Annotated in this window: 13 protein-coding genes; 11 read left to right on the plus strand and 2 right to left on the minus strand. The window is 34.9% G+C overall.

Going from position 1 to position 18,865, the window contains the following annotated elements; genetic code table 11:
- The first annotated feature begins 229 nt into the window (after positions 1-229).
- The 4 genes from QLS65_RS09665 to QLS65_RS09680 all read left to right on the plus strand — a co-directional run bounded on the left by QLS65_RS09665 (position 230) and on the right by QLS65_RS09680 (position 6,542).
- Positions 230-2,452, plus strand: coding sequence for an NADP-dependent isocitrate dehydrogenase (locus QLS65_RS09665; RefSeq protein ID WP_282717110.1), 2,223 nt, complete (start codon positions 230-232; stop codon positions 2,450-2,452).
- Between the two features lie 147 nt (positions 2,453-2,599).
- Positions 2,600-4,981, plus strand: a complete 2,382-nt coding sequence (locus QLS65_RS09670) for a TonB-dependent receptor (protein ID WP_282717112.1) — start codon at positions 2,600-2,602, stop codon at positions 4,979-4,981.
- A gap of 40 nt (positions 4,982-5,021) precedes the next feature.
- A complete protein-coding gene (locus QLS65_RS09675; RefSeq protein ID WP_282717114.1) occupies positions 5,022-5,843 on the plus strand; it encodes a DUF4249 domain-containing protein in 822 nt (273 codons plus the stop codon).
- 36 nt (positions 5,844-5,879) lie between these two features.
- Positions 5,880-6,542 carry a thiamine diphosphokinase gene (locus tag QLS65_RS09680; protein WP_282712279.1) on the plus strand — a complete coding sequence of 221 codons (663 nt, stop codon included), beginning with the start codon at positions 5,880-5,882 and terminating at the stop codon, positions 6,540-6,542.
- Between the two features lie 3 nt (positions 6,543-6,545).
- Here the strand turns inward: QLS65_RS09680 and QLS65_RS09685 are convergent, their stop codons facing one another.
- Positions 6,546-7,412: an alpha/beta fold hydrolase gene (locus tag QLS65_RS09685; protein WP_282717119.1), complete on the minus strand. Its 867-nt coding sequence runs from the start codon at positions 7,410-7,412 to the stop codon at positions 6,546-6,548.
- A 156-nt stretch (positions 7,413-7,568) separates the two neighbouring features.
- On the opposite strand from QLS65_RS09685, the gene rlmF reads away from it, so the two are divergent.
- The 5 genes from rlmF (at position 7,569) to uvrB (ending at position 16,523) form a co-directional block, all read left to right on the plus strand.
- Entirely contained in the window at positions 7,569-8,546 is a 978-nt protein-coding gene (gene rlmF, locus QLS65_RS09690; protein WP_282717124.1) for a 23S rRNA (adenine(1618)-N(6))-methyltransferase RlmF, read from the plus strand.
- A gap of 476 nt (positions 8,547-9,022) precedes the next feature.
- A complete protein-coding gene (locus QLS65_RS09695; protein ID WP_282717126.1) occupies positions 9,023-9,631 on the plus strand; it encodes an RNA polymerase sigma factor in 609 nt (202 codons plus the stop codon).
- 88 nt (positions 9,632-9,719) lie between these two features.
- Positions 9,720-10,835, plus strand: coding sequence for a FecR family protein (locus QLS65_RS09700; protein ID WP_282717128.1), 1,116 nt, complete (start codon positions 9,720-9,722; stop codon positions 10,833-10,835).
- A gap of 578 nt (positions 10,836-11,413) precedes the next feature.
- Positions 11,414-14,404 (plus strand): TonB-dependent receptor, encoded by a 2,991-nt coding sequence (locus tag QLS65_RS09705; protein ID WP_282717175.1) that lies wholly within the window; start codon positions 11,414-11,416, stop codon positions 14,402-14,404.
- Between the two features lie 127 nt (positions 14,405-14,531).
- Positions 14,532-16,523: an excinuclease ABC subunit UvrB gene (gene uvrB, locus QLS65_RS09710; RefSeq protein ID WP_282712283.1), complete on the plus strand. Its 1,992-nt coding sequence runs from the start codon at positions 14,532-14,534 to the stop codon at positions 16,521-16,523.
- On the opposite strand, the gene QLS65_RS09715 is transcribed toward uvrB, so the two are convergent.
- Positions 16,520-16,921, minus strand: a complete 402-nt coding sequence (locus QLS65_RS09715) for an excinuclease ABC subunit B (RefSeq protein ID WP_282712284.1) — start codon at positions 16,919-16,921, stop codon at positions 16,520-16,522. The two genes, uvrB and QLS65_RS09715, sit on opposite strands and share 4 nt — an antisense overlap.
- A gap of 56 nt (positions 16,922-16,977) precedes the next feature.
- On the opposite strand from QLS65_RS09715, the gene QLS65_RS09720 reads away from it, so the two are divergent.
- The gene (locus tag QLS65_RS09720; protein ID WP_282712285.1) at positions 16,978-17,799 is read left to right on the plus strand and encodes an alpha/beta hydrolase; all 822 of its coding nucleotides are present in this window, start codon (positions 16,978-16,980) and stop codon (positions 17,797-17,799) included.
- A gap of 50 nt (positions 17,800-17,849) precedes the next feature.
- Entirely contained in the window at positions 17,850-18,860 is a 1,011-nt protein-coding gene (locus QLS65_RS09725) for a dipeptide epimerase (RefSeq protein ID WP_282717131.1), read from the plus strand.
- Positions 18,861-18,865: the final 5 nt, after the last annotated feature.

Consider the following 18,865-nt stretch of genomic DNA (forward strand, 5'->3'; position numbering starts at 1 on the left):
TGGGACTTTTTTTGTTTAATATTTTCCTTATAAATTCCTAATTTAGGATTATTGAACCCATAAAACTAACAATATAAGAATAACAAGTTAGTAATCTTAAAATTCGTATTTTTCTACATAAAATCCACCTTCTATTACATCTGATTTTCATATATTTGTCCGCCTTATTTTAGGTGAAATACCTTATATAAGCTACATTTAACCGTGATTCGATTATAAAAATAAAAAAATGACACAGAAATCAAAAATTTTTTACACACTTACTGATGAAGCGCCTTTATTGGCAACTTATTCATTTTTACCTATTGTACAAGCATTTACATCAACTTCTGACATTGAAATTGAAACTAGAGACATTTCTTTAGCCGGAAGAATTTTAGCAAATTTCCCTGAATTTTTGACAGAAGATCAAAAAACAGGAGATGCTTTATTAGAACTTGGACAATTAGCTACAACCCCAGAAGCTAATATCATAAAATTACCAAATGTATCGGCATCTGTTCCTCAATTAAAAGCGGCTATTGCTGAATTACAATCTCATGGTTATAATTTACCGAATTTTCCTGAAGAACCGCAAAATGAAGCGGAAACAACTATCAAAGCTAAATACTCTAAAATATTAGGTTCAGCTGTAAACCCTGTTTTACGCGAAGGGAACTCTGATCGTAGAGCTCCAAAAGCAGTGAAAAACTACGCTAAAGCAAACCCACATTCTATGGGAGCTTGGTCTGCTGACTCAAAAACACACGTAGCCTCTATGGAAAGCGGTGATTTTTACGGAAGTGAAAAATCAATAACTCTTGCTGATGCAACTGATGTAAAAATCGAATTCGTTGCTAAAGATGGCTCAACTACTGTCTTAAAAGCGAGTACTCCACTAAAATCAGGTGAAATAATCGATAGTTCAGTAATGAACTTGAACGCTTTAAAAACGTTTATTACCAAAACAATTGCAGAAGCAAAAAAATTAAACGTTTTACTTTCGGTTCACCTGAAAGCTACTATGATGAAAGTTTCTGATCCTATTATTTTTGGAGCAATCGTAGAAGTATATTTCGCCGCTGTTTTCGAAAAATACGCTGCCTTATTTAATGAATTGAATATTGATACCAGAAACGGTTTGGGTGATGTATATGCAAAAATTGCAGGACAACCAATGCAGGCTGAAATAGAAGCCGCATTAAACCAAGCAATAGCAAACGGACCAGCATTGGCCATGGTAAATTCTGAAAAAGGAATTACTAATCTTCATGTTCCTTCGGATGTGATTGTGGATGCTTCTATGCCAGCCATGATTCGTACTTCAGGACAGATGTTCAATAAAGACGGTAAACAACAAGATACCGTAGCTATTATACCAGACAGAAGTTATGCCGGTGTTTATACTGCAACTATTGATTTTTGTAAAAAACACGGTGCTTTTGACCCAACTACCATGGGAAGTGTACCAAACGTAGGTTTGATGGCACAAAAAGCAGAAGAATATGGTTCTCATGATAAAACATTCCAAATGACTGCTGACGGAGTGGTTCGTGTTGTAGACACGAATGGAAACGTTTTAATGGAACAAGCTGTTGAAGCTAAAGATATTTTCAGAATGTGTCAGGCAAAAGATGCTCCAATTCAAGACTGGGTTAAATTGGCTGTAAACAGAGCGCGTTTATCTAATACTCCCGCTATTTTTTGGTTGGATAATAATAGAGCACACGATAGAGAACTTATTGAAAAAGTTACAAAATATTTAAAAGATCACGATACTACCGGTTTAGACATTCAAATCCTGAATCCTATTGAAGCAACAAACTTCACATTGGAAAGAATCGTAAAAGGATTAGATACTATTTCTGTTACAGGAAACGTATTACGTGATTATTTAACAGACTTATTCCCAATTTTAGAAGTGGGAACATCAGCAAAAATGCTATCAATTGTTCCATTGATGAATGGTGGTGGTTTGTTTGAAACTGGTGCAGGTGGATCAGCTCCAAAACACGTAGAGCAATTTACTGCTGAAGGATATTTACGTTGGGATTCTCTTGGTGAGTTTTTGGCTTTAGGTGCTTCACTAGAGCATTTAGGACAAACTTTAAACAATTCTAAAGCAATTGTTTTAGCGGAAACTCTTGATGTTGCCACGGAGAAATTCTTAGCAACTGATAAATCTCCAGCACGTAAACTAGGAGGAATTGACAACCGTGGTTCTCATTTTTACTTAGCAATGTATTGGGCAGAGGCTTTGGCAGCACAAGATAAAGAGGCTGGATTAAAAGCGATCTTTACTCCTATTACAGCAGAATTTACAGCAAATGAAGCCAAAATTAACGCCGAGTTAATTGCAGCACAAGGGAAACCACAAGACATTGGTGGTCATTACCAACCAAATCCTGAATTAACAAGTAAAGCAATGCGTCCAAGTGAAACGTTCAATACAATATTGGCAAAAATCGCTTAATAATTGCTTTATAAGTAATACTATTGAAAAGACGACTGGAAACGGTCGTCTTTTTTTTATATTAGCAATACCTTAACATCTGTTATAATGCAATTGAAATTCTATTTAATGTAATTTGCATTTCTTCCTTTCGATAAAATTTAAACAATGACTCCAAAGAAAATTATTACCTTTTTAGTTGTATTATTATCTTCGTTCTTTTCTTTCGCCCAAGAGAAATTTACGCTAAGCGGAACTATTATTGATGCCAACAGCAATGAAACTTTAATAGGTGTCAATGTTGTAATTCCAGAACTAAAAACAGGCGTAACTACCAATGAATATGGGTTTTACTCCCTCACTGTTCCTCAAGGAAAATATACTGTACAAATCAGCTATTTGGGATATCAGACCATCGAGGAATCAATAAGTTTGAACCAAAACATAAAAAATAATTTCAATTTATACAGTAATGAAACAGCATTGAAAGAAGTTATCATTACCGATAATAAAACAAAAACAGACATCAAGAAACCCGAAATGAGCGTTAATAATCTCTCTATTTCAACCATCAAGAAAATGCCTGTTGTTCTGGGTGAAGTTGATGTTTTAAAATCTATTTTATTACTTCCCGGAGTTACTAATGCTGGCGAAGGTGCCTCTGGTTTCAATGTTCGTGGTGGCGGAGCCGACCAGAATTTGATTCTATTGGACGAAGCAACTATATTCAACTCTTCGCATGTTTTTGGTTTTTTCTCTGTTTTTAATCCAGATGCCATCAAAGATTTAAAATTATACAAAGGTGGAATTCCAGCGCGTTATGGCGGAAGAGCTTCTTCTGTTTTGGATATTTATCAAAAAGACGGCAACAGCAAAGGATTTCATGTCAATGGCGGAATCGGATTGATTTCCAGCAGGATTTTGGCCGAAGGACCATTGGTAAAAGACAAAGGTTCATTCCTTATTGGCGGTAGAAGTTCCTATGCGCATTTATTCCTTAAATTATCCGAAGAACAAAAAAACAACTCGGCATATTTTTATGATTTGAATACCAAGTTGAGTTATAAATTGGATGCTAACAACAGCCTGTATTTATCCGGTTATTTTGGACGGGATGTTTTCAGCCTGAATAAAAGCTTCACCAACATTTACGGAAATGCAACTTTAAACCTTCGTTGGAACCACTTGTTTTCTGAAAGATTATTTTCGAATTTATCTTTAATTTACAGCGATTATTATTACGGCCTGGATTTAGATTTTGTAGGTTTCAAATGGGATTCCGGCATTAAAAACTACAATATCAAATACGATTTCAAGAATTATATTTCGGATAAATTCAAATTGAATTACGGGATAAATGGAATTTATTACGAGTTTAATCCGGGAACTATTCAGCCATCTGATGCTGACTCTGGAATTAATTTTGATCAATTGGATAAAAAATATGCTTTTGAACCGGCACTTTATATCAATGCCGATCACGAAATATCCAGTAAAATAGCACTTTCCTACGGACTTCGCTATAGTATGTTTTATCGCTTAGGACAATCTACCGTGAATATTTATGAAAATGACAATCCGGTAATCTTCAATTCAGAATTACAGATTTATGAAAAAGCAACTCCAATTAGCACCAAGTTCTACGATAGAAATAAAGTTATTCAAAGCTATAATTACTTGGAACCGCGATTTTCATTGGCGTATCAAATCAATGAAGACCAATCTATAAAAGCAAGCTACAACAGAATGGTACAGTATTTACAACTAATTTCGAATACCTCATCACCTACTCCGCTTGATGTTTGGACGCCAAGCGATAGTTTTATCAAGCCACAAATTGCCGATCAAGTGGCTTTGGGCTACTTTAAAAATTTCGAAAACGATATGTATTCACTTGAAGTGGAAACGTATTATAAAGAAGTGCAAAACCGATTGGATTATATTGATGGTGCTGATTTGATTGCCAATAAAGCCATTGAGCAAATAATCCTGAACGGTCAATTAAGATCCTATGGTTTAGAAATTATGTTCCGAAAAAATGAAGGGAAATTTAACGGCTGGATTTCGTATACGCTATCCAAATCAGAGCAACAAACTCCGGGAAGAACGTCAATAGAAACAGGAATCAACAATGGTCAATGGTACAATTCAGTATATGACAAACTGCATAATATAGCCATAACCACATCATATAATTTGAACGAGAAATGGTCTTTTGGAGCTAATTTCGCCCTGCAAACCGGACAACCGGTAACGTATCCCGTTGGGCAATATGAATACTTAGGAATCAATGTACCCAGTTATGGACTGAGAAACGAGAATCGTCTTCCGGCATACCATCATCTGGATATTGCCGCTACTCTGACTCCAAGAAAAAACAAAAACAGAGAATGGAAAGGAGAATGGGTTTTTAGCATTTACAATTTGTACAATCGGAAAAATGCAGCCTCTATCAATTTTAGACAAAACTCAGATACCGGAAGCAATGAAGCTGTAAAAACTTCGATTTTTGGTGTTGTTCCTGCGGTGAGTTATAATTTCAAATTTTAAGCTTCGAATTCAATAAAGCAAAGAAATAAAAAATAAAATCATGAAAAAAATAACACTATATCTGGTACTTTTCATTGCTGTTTTTTCGGCGAGTTGTGAAGATGTTGTCGAAGTAGATTTAGACAATGCACCACCAAAACTGGTTATTGAAGCAGCAATCAATTGGAAAAAAGGAACTTCAGGAAGCCAACAGAAAATAAAACTAACCACTACCACCGGATTTTACAGCACTGAAATTCCAAAAGTTTCCGGAGCAACAGTTTCCATTAAAAACAGCGCTAATGTAGTTTTCAATTTTTCTGAAATCCAAAAAACAGGCGAATATACTTGTGCTACTTTTATACCGGTAATCAACGAAACCTATACACTGACAGTGATCAGCAATGGCAATACGTATACCGCTACCGAAACGTTGAAACCCGTTACGCCTATAACAAAAATTGTTCAAAACAACCAAGGAGGTTTTACTGGCACAGATATAGAAATTAAAACATTTTATCAAGATCCAGCAGGTGAATCGAATTATTACCTCTACAAATATGTGTATTCAAACCAAGTAAAATCAAACTATTATGTAGACCAAGATGAGTTTTTTAACGGAAACGAATTCTTCAGTATCTCGCAAAATGATGATTTAAAAAAAGACGATAAAATCGAAATAAGCCATTTCGGGATTTCTAAAGCATATTACAATTACATGAGTGTTTTAGTAAGTATTGCCGGAAATAATGGCGGCGGACCGTTTCAATCTCCGCCAGCAACCGTTAGAGGAAACATCATCAACACCACCGATGCGGCTAATTATCCATTAGGCTATTTTTCCCTTAGTGAAGTCGATATTAGAAATTACACTATCGAATAAGTATATTTGCATGTAATTTTCAATTCATAATTAACTATGTCCTCACATCATATCGTTCGCGACGACCAAGAACCTGCTTTAATCATTGCCAACGGCGCTTCCTGCAACCCGGAACTATTGGATCAATTACTGGAATGGTCGCCACTTGTGGTAGTATTAGATTCGGCTATGGTGCGTGTTATGGAATTAGACATCAAAGTCGATGTGCTTTTAGGCGATTTTGACAGAGGATTTGATCCTGAAATTTACAGAACATCTCAATTTCCAATCGAAATCATTCATACTCCGGACCAAAATAAAACCGATTTAGAAAAGGCTTTTGACTATTTAATCGAAAGAAAAATTCCCGCAGTAAATGTGGTTTGGGCAACCGGACGAAGAGCCGATCATACGATTACCAATCTTACCAACATCACACGATACAGAAATCTATTGAAAATTGTGATTCTGGACGATCACTCGAAAGTGTTTTTATTGCCTAAGAAATTCGAAAAATGGTACACGGCAAACACTCCTATTTCTTTAATTCCCATCGGTCACGTTACTGGAATTCATTCGGATAATTTATTTTATCCGTTGAAAGATGATAGTCTGACCATTGGTTACAGAACCGGAAGCAGCAATCATGTCATCAAAGACGGCATCGTAACAATAGAACATGACGAAGGTGATTTATTGATGATGGAATGTCTGGATTAGGACTTATTGAATAGTCAACAATGCATTTCTCACAATTTCATAATGACTCCACGGGATAAAATGATTCGCTTTTTCGATCGTTATTGTATCCATTGATTTTGCATTGACAAACTTTTTTTGAATAAAGGCAACATTACTGTACGGTACCAAAACATCTTTAGTTCCATGAATAACGGTAACATCGCAAGTAATGTTTTTCAGTTCTGGCTCTAAGTCTACTAAATCTTGTTTCAGCCACCACAACTCATCATTAGAAGGTCGTAATGCTCCGGGAATCAAATACCGCAAAGGCGAAACCTTGATAACAGTTCTCCATTTTTCTGGGTTTTCTGCTTTTGGGTCCAATGATCCAGCCAGAATTACTAATCGTTTGTACCAAGTTGGATTATCTACAGCTAATTTAGCCACAACTGGTCCGCCAACGGAATGTCCTACCAAAATTAGCGGCTTTTTATTATCGATTTTTTTTATAAACTCCGAAATTCTTTTAGATTGCACATTTAAATTTTGAGCATCCCCAAAATCACTGTACCCAAAACCAGGTCGGTCAATAGCAATCATTCGGTATTTTTTCAACAATAAAGTGTCTTTAAGATATTCTTTAAAGGCATTCCAACTTCCTGGCGAACCGTGTACAAAAAACAATGTCGGATTTTGCGCATTACCCGTTTCTACATAATGAATTTTATAGCCTTCAAAAGCAATTGTTTTATCCTGAAATTCTATTTTTGATGGCGCAAAAAAAGTGATGGTTTCTTTATTCGAAAATCGCATCATCATACAAGACTGACACATTATGATATAGAAAAACATAAAACTGTAAGCTATGTATCTCTTTTTGAATTTAAATGAAGCGGGCATAAAAGTCATACTATTTGTAATTTTTATAAAAGTAACCGTTTTTATGTTTCAAAAAAGCGGCAATATTCTAATTTTATGATTTATTTTTCATCCGTTTAATAGGTCAAAGTCGTCATTATGCGTTTACAAAATAGTTATGCCTATCTTTGCATCGAAATATAGAAAATGAAACCGAAAACGATTACCGAAAAGACTAATTTACATCCCAGAAATCTTGATAGATTTGGATATAACTTTGAGCAATTAATAGAAAAATCTCCTGAACTGCAGCATTTTGTTTCTATCAACGAGCATAATATCGAGACTATTGATTTTAGTAATCCTGATGCTGTAAAATCACTCAACAAAGCGTTATTATTATCGCATTATGACATTAAAAACTGGGATATTCCTAAAAATTATCTTTGCCCTCCCATTCCCGGAAGAGCAGATTACATTCATTATATCGCCGATTTATTAGCTTCTGGCAACAACGGAATCATTCCTGAAGGAGAAACTGTTCAAGGTTTAGACATTGGTGTTGGTGCGAATTGCATTTATCCTATAATTGGTAATTCAGCTTACGGATGGAGTTTTGTAGGAACTGATATCGATTTACAAGCAATTGAAAATTGCAGCGCCATCATTGAAGACAATCCAAAATTGATTGATGCCATTAGTTTACAACAACAAACGGAATCGCGTTTTATTTTTAAAAATATAATTACTCCTGAAGACAAGTTTACATTCACCATTTGCAATCCTCCTTTTCATGCCTCACAAGATGAAGCCACAAAAAGCACCGTTCGCAAAATAAATAATTTAGAAAATACCAAAACTACAACCCGAGGCGCAGCCGAAAGAAGCGAAACTAAACCTGTTTTAAATTTTGGTGGTCATAATGCTGAATTGTGGTGTGAAGGCGGCGAATTAGGTTTCGTTACCCAAATGATTTACGAAAGTGCAAAATATCCGATGCAGTGTTTATGGTTTACGACTTTAGTGTCTAAAAAAGAAAATCTTTCCAGTCTTTACAAAACATTAAACAAGGTTAGTGCTGTCGAAGTTAAAACGATTGATATGGCTCAAGGCCAAAAAACAAGCCGAATTGTAGCTTGGACTTTCCTGAGTGAAGCGCAACAAAAAGCCTGGAAGTTCGAATAAAACTCCTATTCCGTTTTAGTATTCAATCCCACAATCATTCTTGATAGTCGGGATAATCCATATATTCCTATACTTTTTCACATTATTTACCTTAAATTATTTATTTAAAATCAAGGCATTAAAAAACCTCCATTATTAAATCTATAATTAAACTTCTAAAAATTTATTTTCTCGAAAAAAAAATACGTCTATCTATAAATAGTTGTATTTCTTCCTATTTTAAAGAGCAAAAATGAATTTTAACATAAATTTGCGTAATTTTGGTAAAGAAATCTTTAAATAATTAAAAAGAAATTTCTTTTACGATGCATCAAAAAGCTAACTGAAAATCGTAATTCTCAAACCAAAAAAGCACTTAAAATAAGATACTAACACCCCATTATTATTCTTTTTTATTTTATTTTTTTGGCATTTAATATCAAAAATACGTGTATCAAAATTTCGCATAAAACCAATGAACTAATTCAAAACAAATTGTGAAAAAGCAACTCTTACATACCGAAATACTTGAGGATTCCACACTTTGGAACAGCCTGAAGGAAGGGAATGAAAATGCTTTTTCAATACTTTTTAAAAGACATTATTCTCATTTAGTGCGTTATGGAAATTCATTTCTTCCTTTTCCTGAAAAAGTACAAGACTGTGTTCAAGATGTCTTTACAGATATTTGGATTTACAGAGACAAACTGAGTGATAAAGTGGTAGTAAAAGCCTATTTACTGGCATGCGTTCGCAAGCGAATTACAAGATCACAAGAACGAGATCGCATTTTTCGCCTCAGCACTTCTATAGATACTGTTGAATTTTTATTTGATTTCTCCATTGAACACAACCTTATCTCAGATGAAACGACAGCTTCTAAAGTTTCGCATCTCAATCATCTGATAAATAATTTACCTTCTCGACAAAAAGAAGCCTTATATCTTCGTTATTCCCAAGAACTTACCGTAGACCAAATTGCCGATACACTTGACATTAATTATCAATCAGCAAACAACCTTTTACATCGTGCTTTGTTGAGCTTACGCAAAGAATGGAAAGGAAATATCTTCCTTATTTTAGTGCTGTTTTCATTTGCATTTTAAGCTACAAAAATAAATTCAAAAAAATTTACGTTTTAGTGAGTATCAATTAAAGAAATGGTCCTCTATATAATTGTAACCCCTTTTTTTGATGCAACACCGTAATAATTATACCGAGATAGAACACTTTTTAGCTGATGAATCATTCCGACTATGGGTCTGTTTCAAAGACGACCAACAAGAATGGGAAGAATGGACTTTAGAGAATTCCAGTCGTGCTAAATTGGTTGAAGAAGCCAGATTATGGTTGTTAGCAATGAAAGTCCCTGCGGATAATTTAGCTGCGGATGACGTTCAACATGCTTTGGAAGCTACTTGGGGAAAAATTGAAAGAGCAGAAGAAAATAAAAAAGATACCGAAAAACCAGTTCTTAAATTTTTGAGAAAAAAATGGTTTAACGGAGTTGCTGCTGTTTTAATTTTAAGTCTTTTATCCGGCTGGTTGTACAATCAAAGCACCAGTTCTGAAAATTCCGCGTTAAGTTATAGTGAATTGATCAATGAAAATGAAGAAGGTTTGGTTGAGCAAACCAATAATTCAGACAAACCACAAATTATAACGCTATCCGATGGTAGTTCTGTTTTATTACAACCCAACAGTAAATTAAGTTATCCAAAAATATTTGTGGGCAATGAAAGAAAAGTGTACCTCTCCGGTGAAGGCTTTTTCGAAATCAGTAAAGACCCTAAAAAACCGTTTTTTGTATTCGCAAATGAAATCGTTACTAAAGTAGTTGGAACCAGTTTTAAAATAAAAGCATACGCTAATCAGCCAAATGTAGAAGTGGTAGTTCGAACTGGAAAAGTAAAAGTAAGATCTAATGAATTAATCTCAAATACAAAAGACGAATTGATTGTTCTATTACCGAATCAAGCCTTACGATTCGTTCGAAAAAATTTAAGTTTCAATAAAATTACGGATATAACGCAGGACGAATCATTGAGTCGTTCGACCAGCAATATAGAGCAATTGGGATTTGAATTCACCGATATTCCTGTGGCTCAAATTTTCAAAACTATTGAGCAGGCGTATTTAGTAAAAATTGATTTTCCTCAATCAAAATTAAAAGATTGCTATCTCACCACGTCTTTAAGCGATCAGCCTTTGCCTGAGAAACTAAAAATTATTTGTAAAAGTCTTGGAAACAATACGAGTTATGAAATGAATGGAAACCAAATTATTATTATATCAGATGGATGTAACTAACAGTAACTCGCCTATGAATTAAAGTATACCATAAAAAAGCGCCGAAAATGCTGTAACATTCCCGACGCCTTGAATAAAATCAATTCACTCTCTGTAAAGAGTAATTGTTGTGTTCTACCAATACCCTAACTAACGAATATTAATAAAAACAGACCAAAACTATGAAAAAAACCGTCCTTAAACAACGACTACTAATTCGAATTATGAAAATAACCTTATTTCAATTTGTTTTAGCCCTTGTCTTTTCAAGTGTAACTATAGCGAACAATATCAGAGGTCAAAAAAAGCTGGACACAAAGGTAACTATTACCGTGACCGACTTGAACTTAGATACTGCGCTGACGAAACTTGAAAAATTGGCACATGTGAAATTTTCGTACAATTCGAGAATGTCACAACTGAATCAAAAAGTGAGTGTATATGCTAATAATGAAGCATTATCAAGCGTACTTACCCGCATTTTAAAACCACTAAAAATTAATTACACTGAAGTAAGCAATCAAATTATTTTACAAAAGGAAGGAATTGCCAAAACAGGAATTAATGGAGAAGTTTTCCCGACTTTAAATCAAAACGCAATGGCTGAAATCATTAAAGGCCGTGTAGTGGATGAAAAAGGGGAATCTTTACCAGGCGTAACCATTCTTGTAAAAGGAACTACAAAAGGCACAACAACTGATATCGATGGAAACTATACTATTAGTGCCGAGATTGGAGATGTTTTACAATTTTCTTATGTGGGACTTGAAACTAAATCGGTAACTGTAACTGGGACTACATTAAACGTTACTTTAACGGGAAGTGGAGAAACATTGCAAGATGTTGTTGTGATAGGTTCCCGTAATCCTACACGAACTGTAACAGAATCTGCTGTGCCTATTGATGTAATTTCTATGAAAGAGATTGCTTCACAAGGAGCTCAAGTAAACTTAAACCAAATTTTGAACATGGTTGCACCATCGTTTACATCAAACACTCAAACAGTTGCTGATGGAACGGATCACATTGACCCTGCACAATTAAGAGGTTTAGGACCGGATCAAGTATTGGTTTTAATAAATGGAAAAAGAAGACACACTTCTTCATTAGTAAATATTAACGGATCTCCAGGTAGAGGATCTGTAGGAACAGATTTAAATGCTATTCCTGCTTTTGCTATCGAAAAAATTGAAGTATTAAGAGACGGAGCTTCTGCTCAATACGGTTCTGATGCTATTGCTGGTGTAATCAACATTAATGTTAAGAAAAACACGAATAAATTAGAAGTAAACCTTTTTGGTGGAGGAAATCTTTCTAAAGGTGCTAATGATCATGATGGTGGTTTTGATGGTGGTAACTACCAATTAGACTTAAACTACGGAACAAGTCTTGGTAAAGAAAAAAGTTTCATTAATGCTACTGGTAGTTTCCAATTGCGTGATGCTACAAGTAGAGCAAAAGATGTAACCGGAACTTTATTCAATGGGTACAATGCTGTTGAACAAAGAGCTGCTGAAGCTGGAACAAATATTAATGCATTGTTTGGAAACATAACAAATACTCCAAATACAACTCAAATTCTTACCACTATAAAACAGTATGCTCCGAGTGTATCTTATTTTACAGCTGCACAGCAAACTGCAATACTTGGTGCAACTAGTATTTCTCAAATGCAAACAGCATTAAATTTTGATGCTACTGCAGGTGAATTAGCTTACAGAGGTCTTGAAAGAAAAAATTTCAACATGAGAGTGGGACAATCTTCCTTGCAAAGTGCCCAGTTCTTTTTAAATGCTGCTTATCCAATCAATGATAAATTAGAAGCATATGCTTTTGGTGGAACCAGTTACAGAAATGGTGAAGCTGCCGGTTTTTACAGAAGACCGAATCAAGCAAGATCATATACAGGATTGTATTTAAATGGTTTTTTACCTGAAATACATTCTACAATCAATGACATCTCCGTTGCTGCTGGACTTAGAGGTATGCTATTCGAAAATTGGAATTTTGATTTAAGCAATACTTTTGGAAAAAATGCTTTTGATTACAACATTGAAAATACAGTAAATGCCTCTTTAAGAGAAAATTCTGCAACTGAATTTGATGCAGGTGGATTGGCTTTCTCCCAAAACACTACAAATTTTGATATGAACAGAAAATTTGATGTCCTGAAAGGACTAAACGTTGCTTTTGGGGCTGAATACCGTCATGAAAACTTCCAAATCAATGCTGGTGAGCCTGATTCTTACAATCAATACGACATTAATGGTGGTGTAGTAACAGGAACAACAGCTGCAAACATAAGAGTTACTGACTTTTTTGGAGCAGCCAGACCAGGAGGAGCTCAAGTGTTTCCGGGTTTCAGACCAGCAAACGCCATCGATAAAGACCGTAACAGTGTGGCTCTTTATACTGATTTAGAATTAGACGTTACTGACAAATGGTTATTAAACGGAGCAGTTCGTTTTGAGAATTATTCTGATTTCGGAAACACCACTAATTTCAAGTTGGCGACTCGTTATAAACTAACAGATAATATCAATTTACGTGGTGCTATTTCAACTGGATTTAGAGCGCCATCATTACACCAAATCTATTTTAATTCAACCGCTACACAATTCGTAGGTGGTGTGCCATTTGAGGTAGGAACTTTCAGTAATGATTCACAAGCAGCACAATTATTAGGAATTCCTAAATTGAAACAAGAAGAATCTCAAAGTGCCAGTGTTGGTTTTACTGCTAAAATACCAGAAGCCAATTTAACCTTGACTGCTGATGCTTACATTGTAAAAATAGACGACAGAGTGGTTCTTACCGATCAATTTTCAAGACCGGGTGGAACTCCTGCAGCTGGATCTCCAAATGCAGTTTTGAATGCATTATTTGATACAGCCGGAGCAACAGCAGCAACTTTCTTTGCTAATGCAATTGACACAGAATCAAAAGGCATTGATGTTGTAATAAGCCATAAAACAAGTTTTGGAAATAATATTTCTCTAAAAACAGATTTATCAGGAACTTTTTCTAAAACCTACAGAGTGGACGAAATTCACGCTTCACAAGTATTAGAAGCTGCAGGTCAAATCAACAGATACTATTCTGAAGCAAGTAGAGTGTACTTACAAGAAGCAATTCCTAGAGTTAAAGCTAATTTAACCAATTCTATTACCTACAAAAAATTCGATTTCTTCTTGAGAAATGTTTATTTCGGTAAAGTTACTGATCCAAATACTGCTGACGTAAATGGAGATGGAAGAGTTGAAGGTGTTATAGTAAACGGTCAAGCAGTAGAAATTGAGCACCCAATTTGGGGAGCTAAAATCATTACTGATTTATCTGTTGGCTTCAAAATTACTAGTGCTGCAAAAATTGTTATTGGAGCTAATAATATTTTTGATATTTATCCAGATGCAAATCTTGGAACACAAACTGCAATCAGACCTAGATTAGTATCAGGTGCTATTGATTACACCGCTGCTCCAGCAACAATCGATTTATCAAATGCAAATCAATTTGTATATTCAAGAAACGTGTCTCAATTTGGTCAAAACGGTCGTTTTGTTTTTGCCAGATTAAACTTCAGTTTCTAGAAAAACATTTTTATATTATGGAAAGCCATCAACAAAAAGTTGATGGCTTTTTTTTGGCTTAAACTTTGGTAAAAAAAGAATTCAAACTTTGTACCTTTACGGTTCTAAAACTTTGCCTCTTAATTAAATGAATTTCCAAGTAGTATCCGATTACCAGCCAAAAGGCGACCAACCGCAAGCGATTGACAAATTAGTCCAAGGGATTATTGATGGTGATAAATTCCAAACACTTTTAGGAGTTACCGGATCTGGAAAAACATTCACAGTGGCTAATGTGATTCAGGAAGTACAAAGACCAACATTGGTTTTGGCACACAATAAAACTTTGGCAGCTCAACTATATTCAGAATTCAAACAATTTTTTCCGAATAATGCTGTGGAATATTTCGTTTCATATTACGATTATTACCAGCCCGAAGCGTTTATGCCTGTAACCGGTGTTTTCATTGAAAAGGATTTATCTATCAATGAAGAATTGGAAAAAATGCGAATGTCAACCACTGCTTCATTGCTTTCTGGACGAAGAGATATTTTGGTTGTCGCATCGGTTTCCTGTTTGTACGGTATTGGAAATCCGATAGAATTTCAGAAAAACTTGATTCCGATTGAGAAAGGACAAATCATTTCCCGAACCAAATTATTGCATCAACTGGTGCAAAGTTTATATTCCAGAACCGAAGCCGATTTTAACCCCGGAAGTTTCAGAATAAAAGGTGATACAGTAGATGTTTATCCTAGTTATGCAGATGAAGCGTATAGAGTTCATTTCTTTGGTGATGAAATCGAGGAAATAGAAAGTTTCGACACAAAGAATTCTCAGGTCATCGAAAAATTTGACAGATTAACGATTTATCCTGCTAATATGTTTGTGACTTCTCCGGATGTTTTGCAAAATGCCATTTGGGAAATACAACAGGATTTAGTGAAACAAGTCGATTATTTCAAAGAAATTGGAAAACATTTAGAAGCAAAACGATTAGAAGAACGAACCAATTTTGATTTAGAAATGATTCGTGAACTTGGTTATTGCTCCGGTATTGAAAATTATTCCCGTTATCTAGATGGGCGTTTAGCTGGAACAAGGCCTTTTTGCTTGCTCGATTATTTCCCGAAAGATTACTTAATGGTGGTCGATGAAAGTCACGTGACACTTTCCCAAGTTAGCGCTATGTATGGCGGAGACAGAAGCCGAAAAGAAAATTTAGTGGAATATGGTTTCCGACTTCCCGCAGCAATGGACAATCGCCCTTTGAAGTTTGAAGAATTTGAAGCCATGCAAAATCAAGTTATTTACGTTTCTGCAACACCTGCCGATTATGAATTGCAAAAAACCGAAGGAGTTGTTGTGGAGCAAGTGATTCGCCCGACAGGATTATTGGATCCAATTATTGAAATCCGTCCAAGCTTAAATCAAATTGATGATTTAATTGAAGAAATTCAGGTTCGAGCAGAAATTGACGAACGTGTTTTGGTGACAACTTTAACCAAAAGAATGGCAGAAGAACTGGCCAAGTATTTAACCAAAGTCAATATTCGATGTCGTTATATTCACTCCGAAGTAGATACTTTGGAACGAATAGAAATCATGCAAGATTTACGAAAAGGAATTTTTGATGTGTTAATTGGTGTGAATTTACTTCGTGAAGGTTTAGATTTACCCGAAGTTTCTTTGGTAGCAATTTTAGATGCAGACAAGGAAGGTTTTTTACGAAGCCACCGTTCGCTTACGCAAACAATCGGTCGTGCAGCGAGAAATTTGAACGGAAAAGCAATTATGTATGCGGATAAAATTACGGCTAGCATGCAAAAAACCATTGATGAAACCAATTATCGCAGAACCAAACAAATTAATTACAATACTGCAAATAATTTGGTTCCTCAAGCATTGAACAAAAAAATAGAAAGTGCCTTTACCAAAAATCCTTTAGCAGATTACGAACTAGGTTATACGCTATCAACTGCAGCCGAACCTGTTACTGAATATCTATCAAAACCCGATATTGAGAAACGCATTCGAGAAAAACGAAAAAACATGGAAAAAGCGGCAAAAGAATTAGACTTTATGCAAGCTGCAAAATTACGTGATGAAATAAAAGCGTTGCAAGGGCAATTATCTTAATTGTGTTGTTCCTGAAAAACATTCAATAAAATCTCGCCATCAATAATAGCATTGGGCGCTTCATTCATCAACTTAAGAATTCGTTTTGTAGCTATAGGATTTAGTCCCATATCAATCGCAATTTGCTGAATCGTTGTCATTTCTTTTTCATGTAAAATCCCATCACAATACATCAACAAAGCCAATCTGTAAAATTGTTGAATGCGTAAAAACTCTGTTTTAATAGGCAATTGTGGTAATTCCTGATGAAACAAATCTTTAAAAACAGCTGTTTCAAAACTCAATTCCTTAGCAATAATGGCTAAAAAATCATATTCTCTCTTATGCAAATGTCCATCAACTGTGGAAAAAGCAATCATCTCTAAAAGTAAACTCCTCTTTTCTTCGAATGTATTCATCAAATTATTATTTTTAGCTAAAATATTGTTTTTAAATCAAAACACAAAAACTAATAATGATTCGACCACAGTTCCTACTGCTAATTTTCTTTTTTACAATAGCAAAAATTGCTGCTCAAGACTCTAACCAGTCAAAACAAAGCACTTCTTCAAAACAAGTTTCCACTTTTACTATTGAAGCACCACAACTGCAAGTGACAAAGAAAATTTGGGTGTATTTGCCAGAAAATTATGCAACTTCCAAAAAGAAATTCTCAGTAATTTATATGCATGATGCTCAGAATTTATTTGATGCTAAAACTTCCTATTCGGGTGAATGGAATGTGGATGAAAAACTGGACAGCCTAAAAGCGCCTGTTATTGTAGTAGGAATCGAACATGGAAATGATAAACGAATCGATGAATTAACACCTTTCAAAAATGAGAAATATGGTGGTGGAAAAGCAGACAGTTATTTAGAATTTATCGTAAAAACACTAAAACCACATATCGACAAAACGTATCGAACAAAAACCAAAAAGAAAAATACTATCATCATCGGAAGTTCTTTGGGAGGTTTGAATTCCTATTATGCGGTTTTAAAATACCCTGAAATATTTGGAAAAGCGGGTGTGTTTTCTCCTTCGTTTTGGTACAGTAAAGACATTTATGATTTGACTGAAAAATCCAAAAAAATAAAATCTAAAATCTATTTCCTATGTGGAGATCATGAAAGTGACGATATGGTTTCGGATTTGAATAAAATGGAATATTTATTAAATTCAAATCGATGTTATTGTCTTAATTTGAATGAAAAAAAAATTATAAAAGGCGGACAACACAATGAAAAACTCTGGCGTGATAATTTTGTAAAAGCAGTGTTATGGCTTGGTTATTAAATTTCCCGTTTAAAGAAACGTATTAATTTTAAGTGCAAAATCAGATTCAAATGAAACTAATATTAAGAGAATACAACCTCAAATTAAAACATACATTCACGATCTCGAGAGAATCGATAGACTTTCAACCTTCTTTGATTGTAGAGTTGCAGCTTGACGGCTTTTCAGGTTTTGGCGAAGCAACTTCTAATCCGTATTACAAAACAACTGTTCCAGTGATGATGCAAGATTTAGAAAAAATTCGTTCAGTAATTGAAGCTGCGACAAATGAAACACCTGAAGAATTTTGGGCAAAAATCCATACTTATTTAAAAGACGATATGTTTGCATTATGCGCTTTAGATATGGCATACAATGATTTATATGCCCGCAAAAAAGGAAAGAAACTGTACGAATTGTGGAATTACACCATTCACAAAAATCCATTAACAGATTATACAATTGGAATAGCGTCCATCGAAAAAATGGTTGCTAAAATGAAGGAACTTCCTTGGCCGATTTATAAAATTAAATTGGGAACCAAAGAAGATATTGCCATTGTTACTGAACTTCGAAAACATACAGATGCTATTTTTAGAATTGATGCTAATTGTGGTTGGAGCGTGGAAGAAACCATAAATAATGCTGTCGAGTTAAAAAAACTAGGGGTGGAATTTTTGGAACAACCCATGAAAGCGGACAATTGGGAAGGACATAAGGAAGTTTTCAAACACTCGGTTTTACCAATAATAGCCGACGAAAGTTGCATTATAGAAGAAGATGTAGCCAAATGTCACAACCATTTTCATGGTGTCAATGTAAAATTGGTAAAATGTGGCGGACTAACTCCTGGAAGACGAATGATTCAGGAAGCCAAGAAATTAGGTTTAAAAACGATGGTGGGTTGCATGACCGAATCAACTGTTGGAATATCTGCGATTGCACATTTATTGCCACAACTGGATTATGTAGACATGGACGGCGCATTACTTTTGGCAGAAGACATTGCAACTGGTGTAACCATAGATTTTGGAAAAATAAACTATTCTGACTTAAATGGAACCGGTGTAACTTTAATGTAGTTTTA

This window comes from Flavobacterium algoritolerans (assembly GCF_030010385.1).
In the GTDB taxonomy this organism is placed as follows: domain Bacteria; phylum Bacteroidota; class Bacteroidia; order Flavobacteriales; family Flavobacteriaceae; genus Flavobacterium; species Flavobacterium algoritolerans.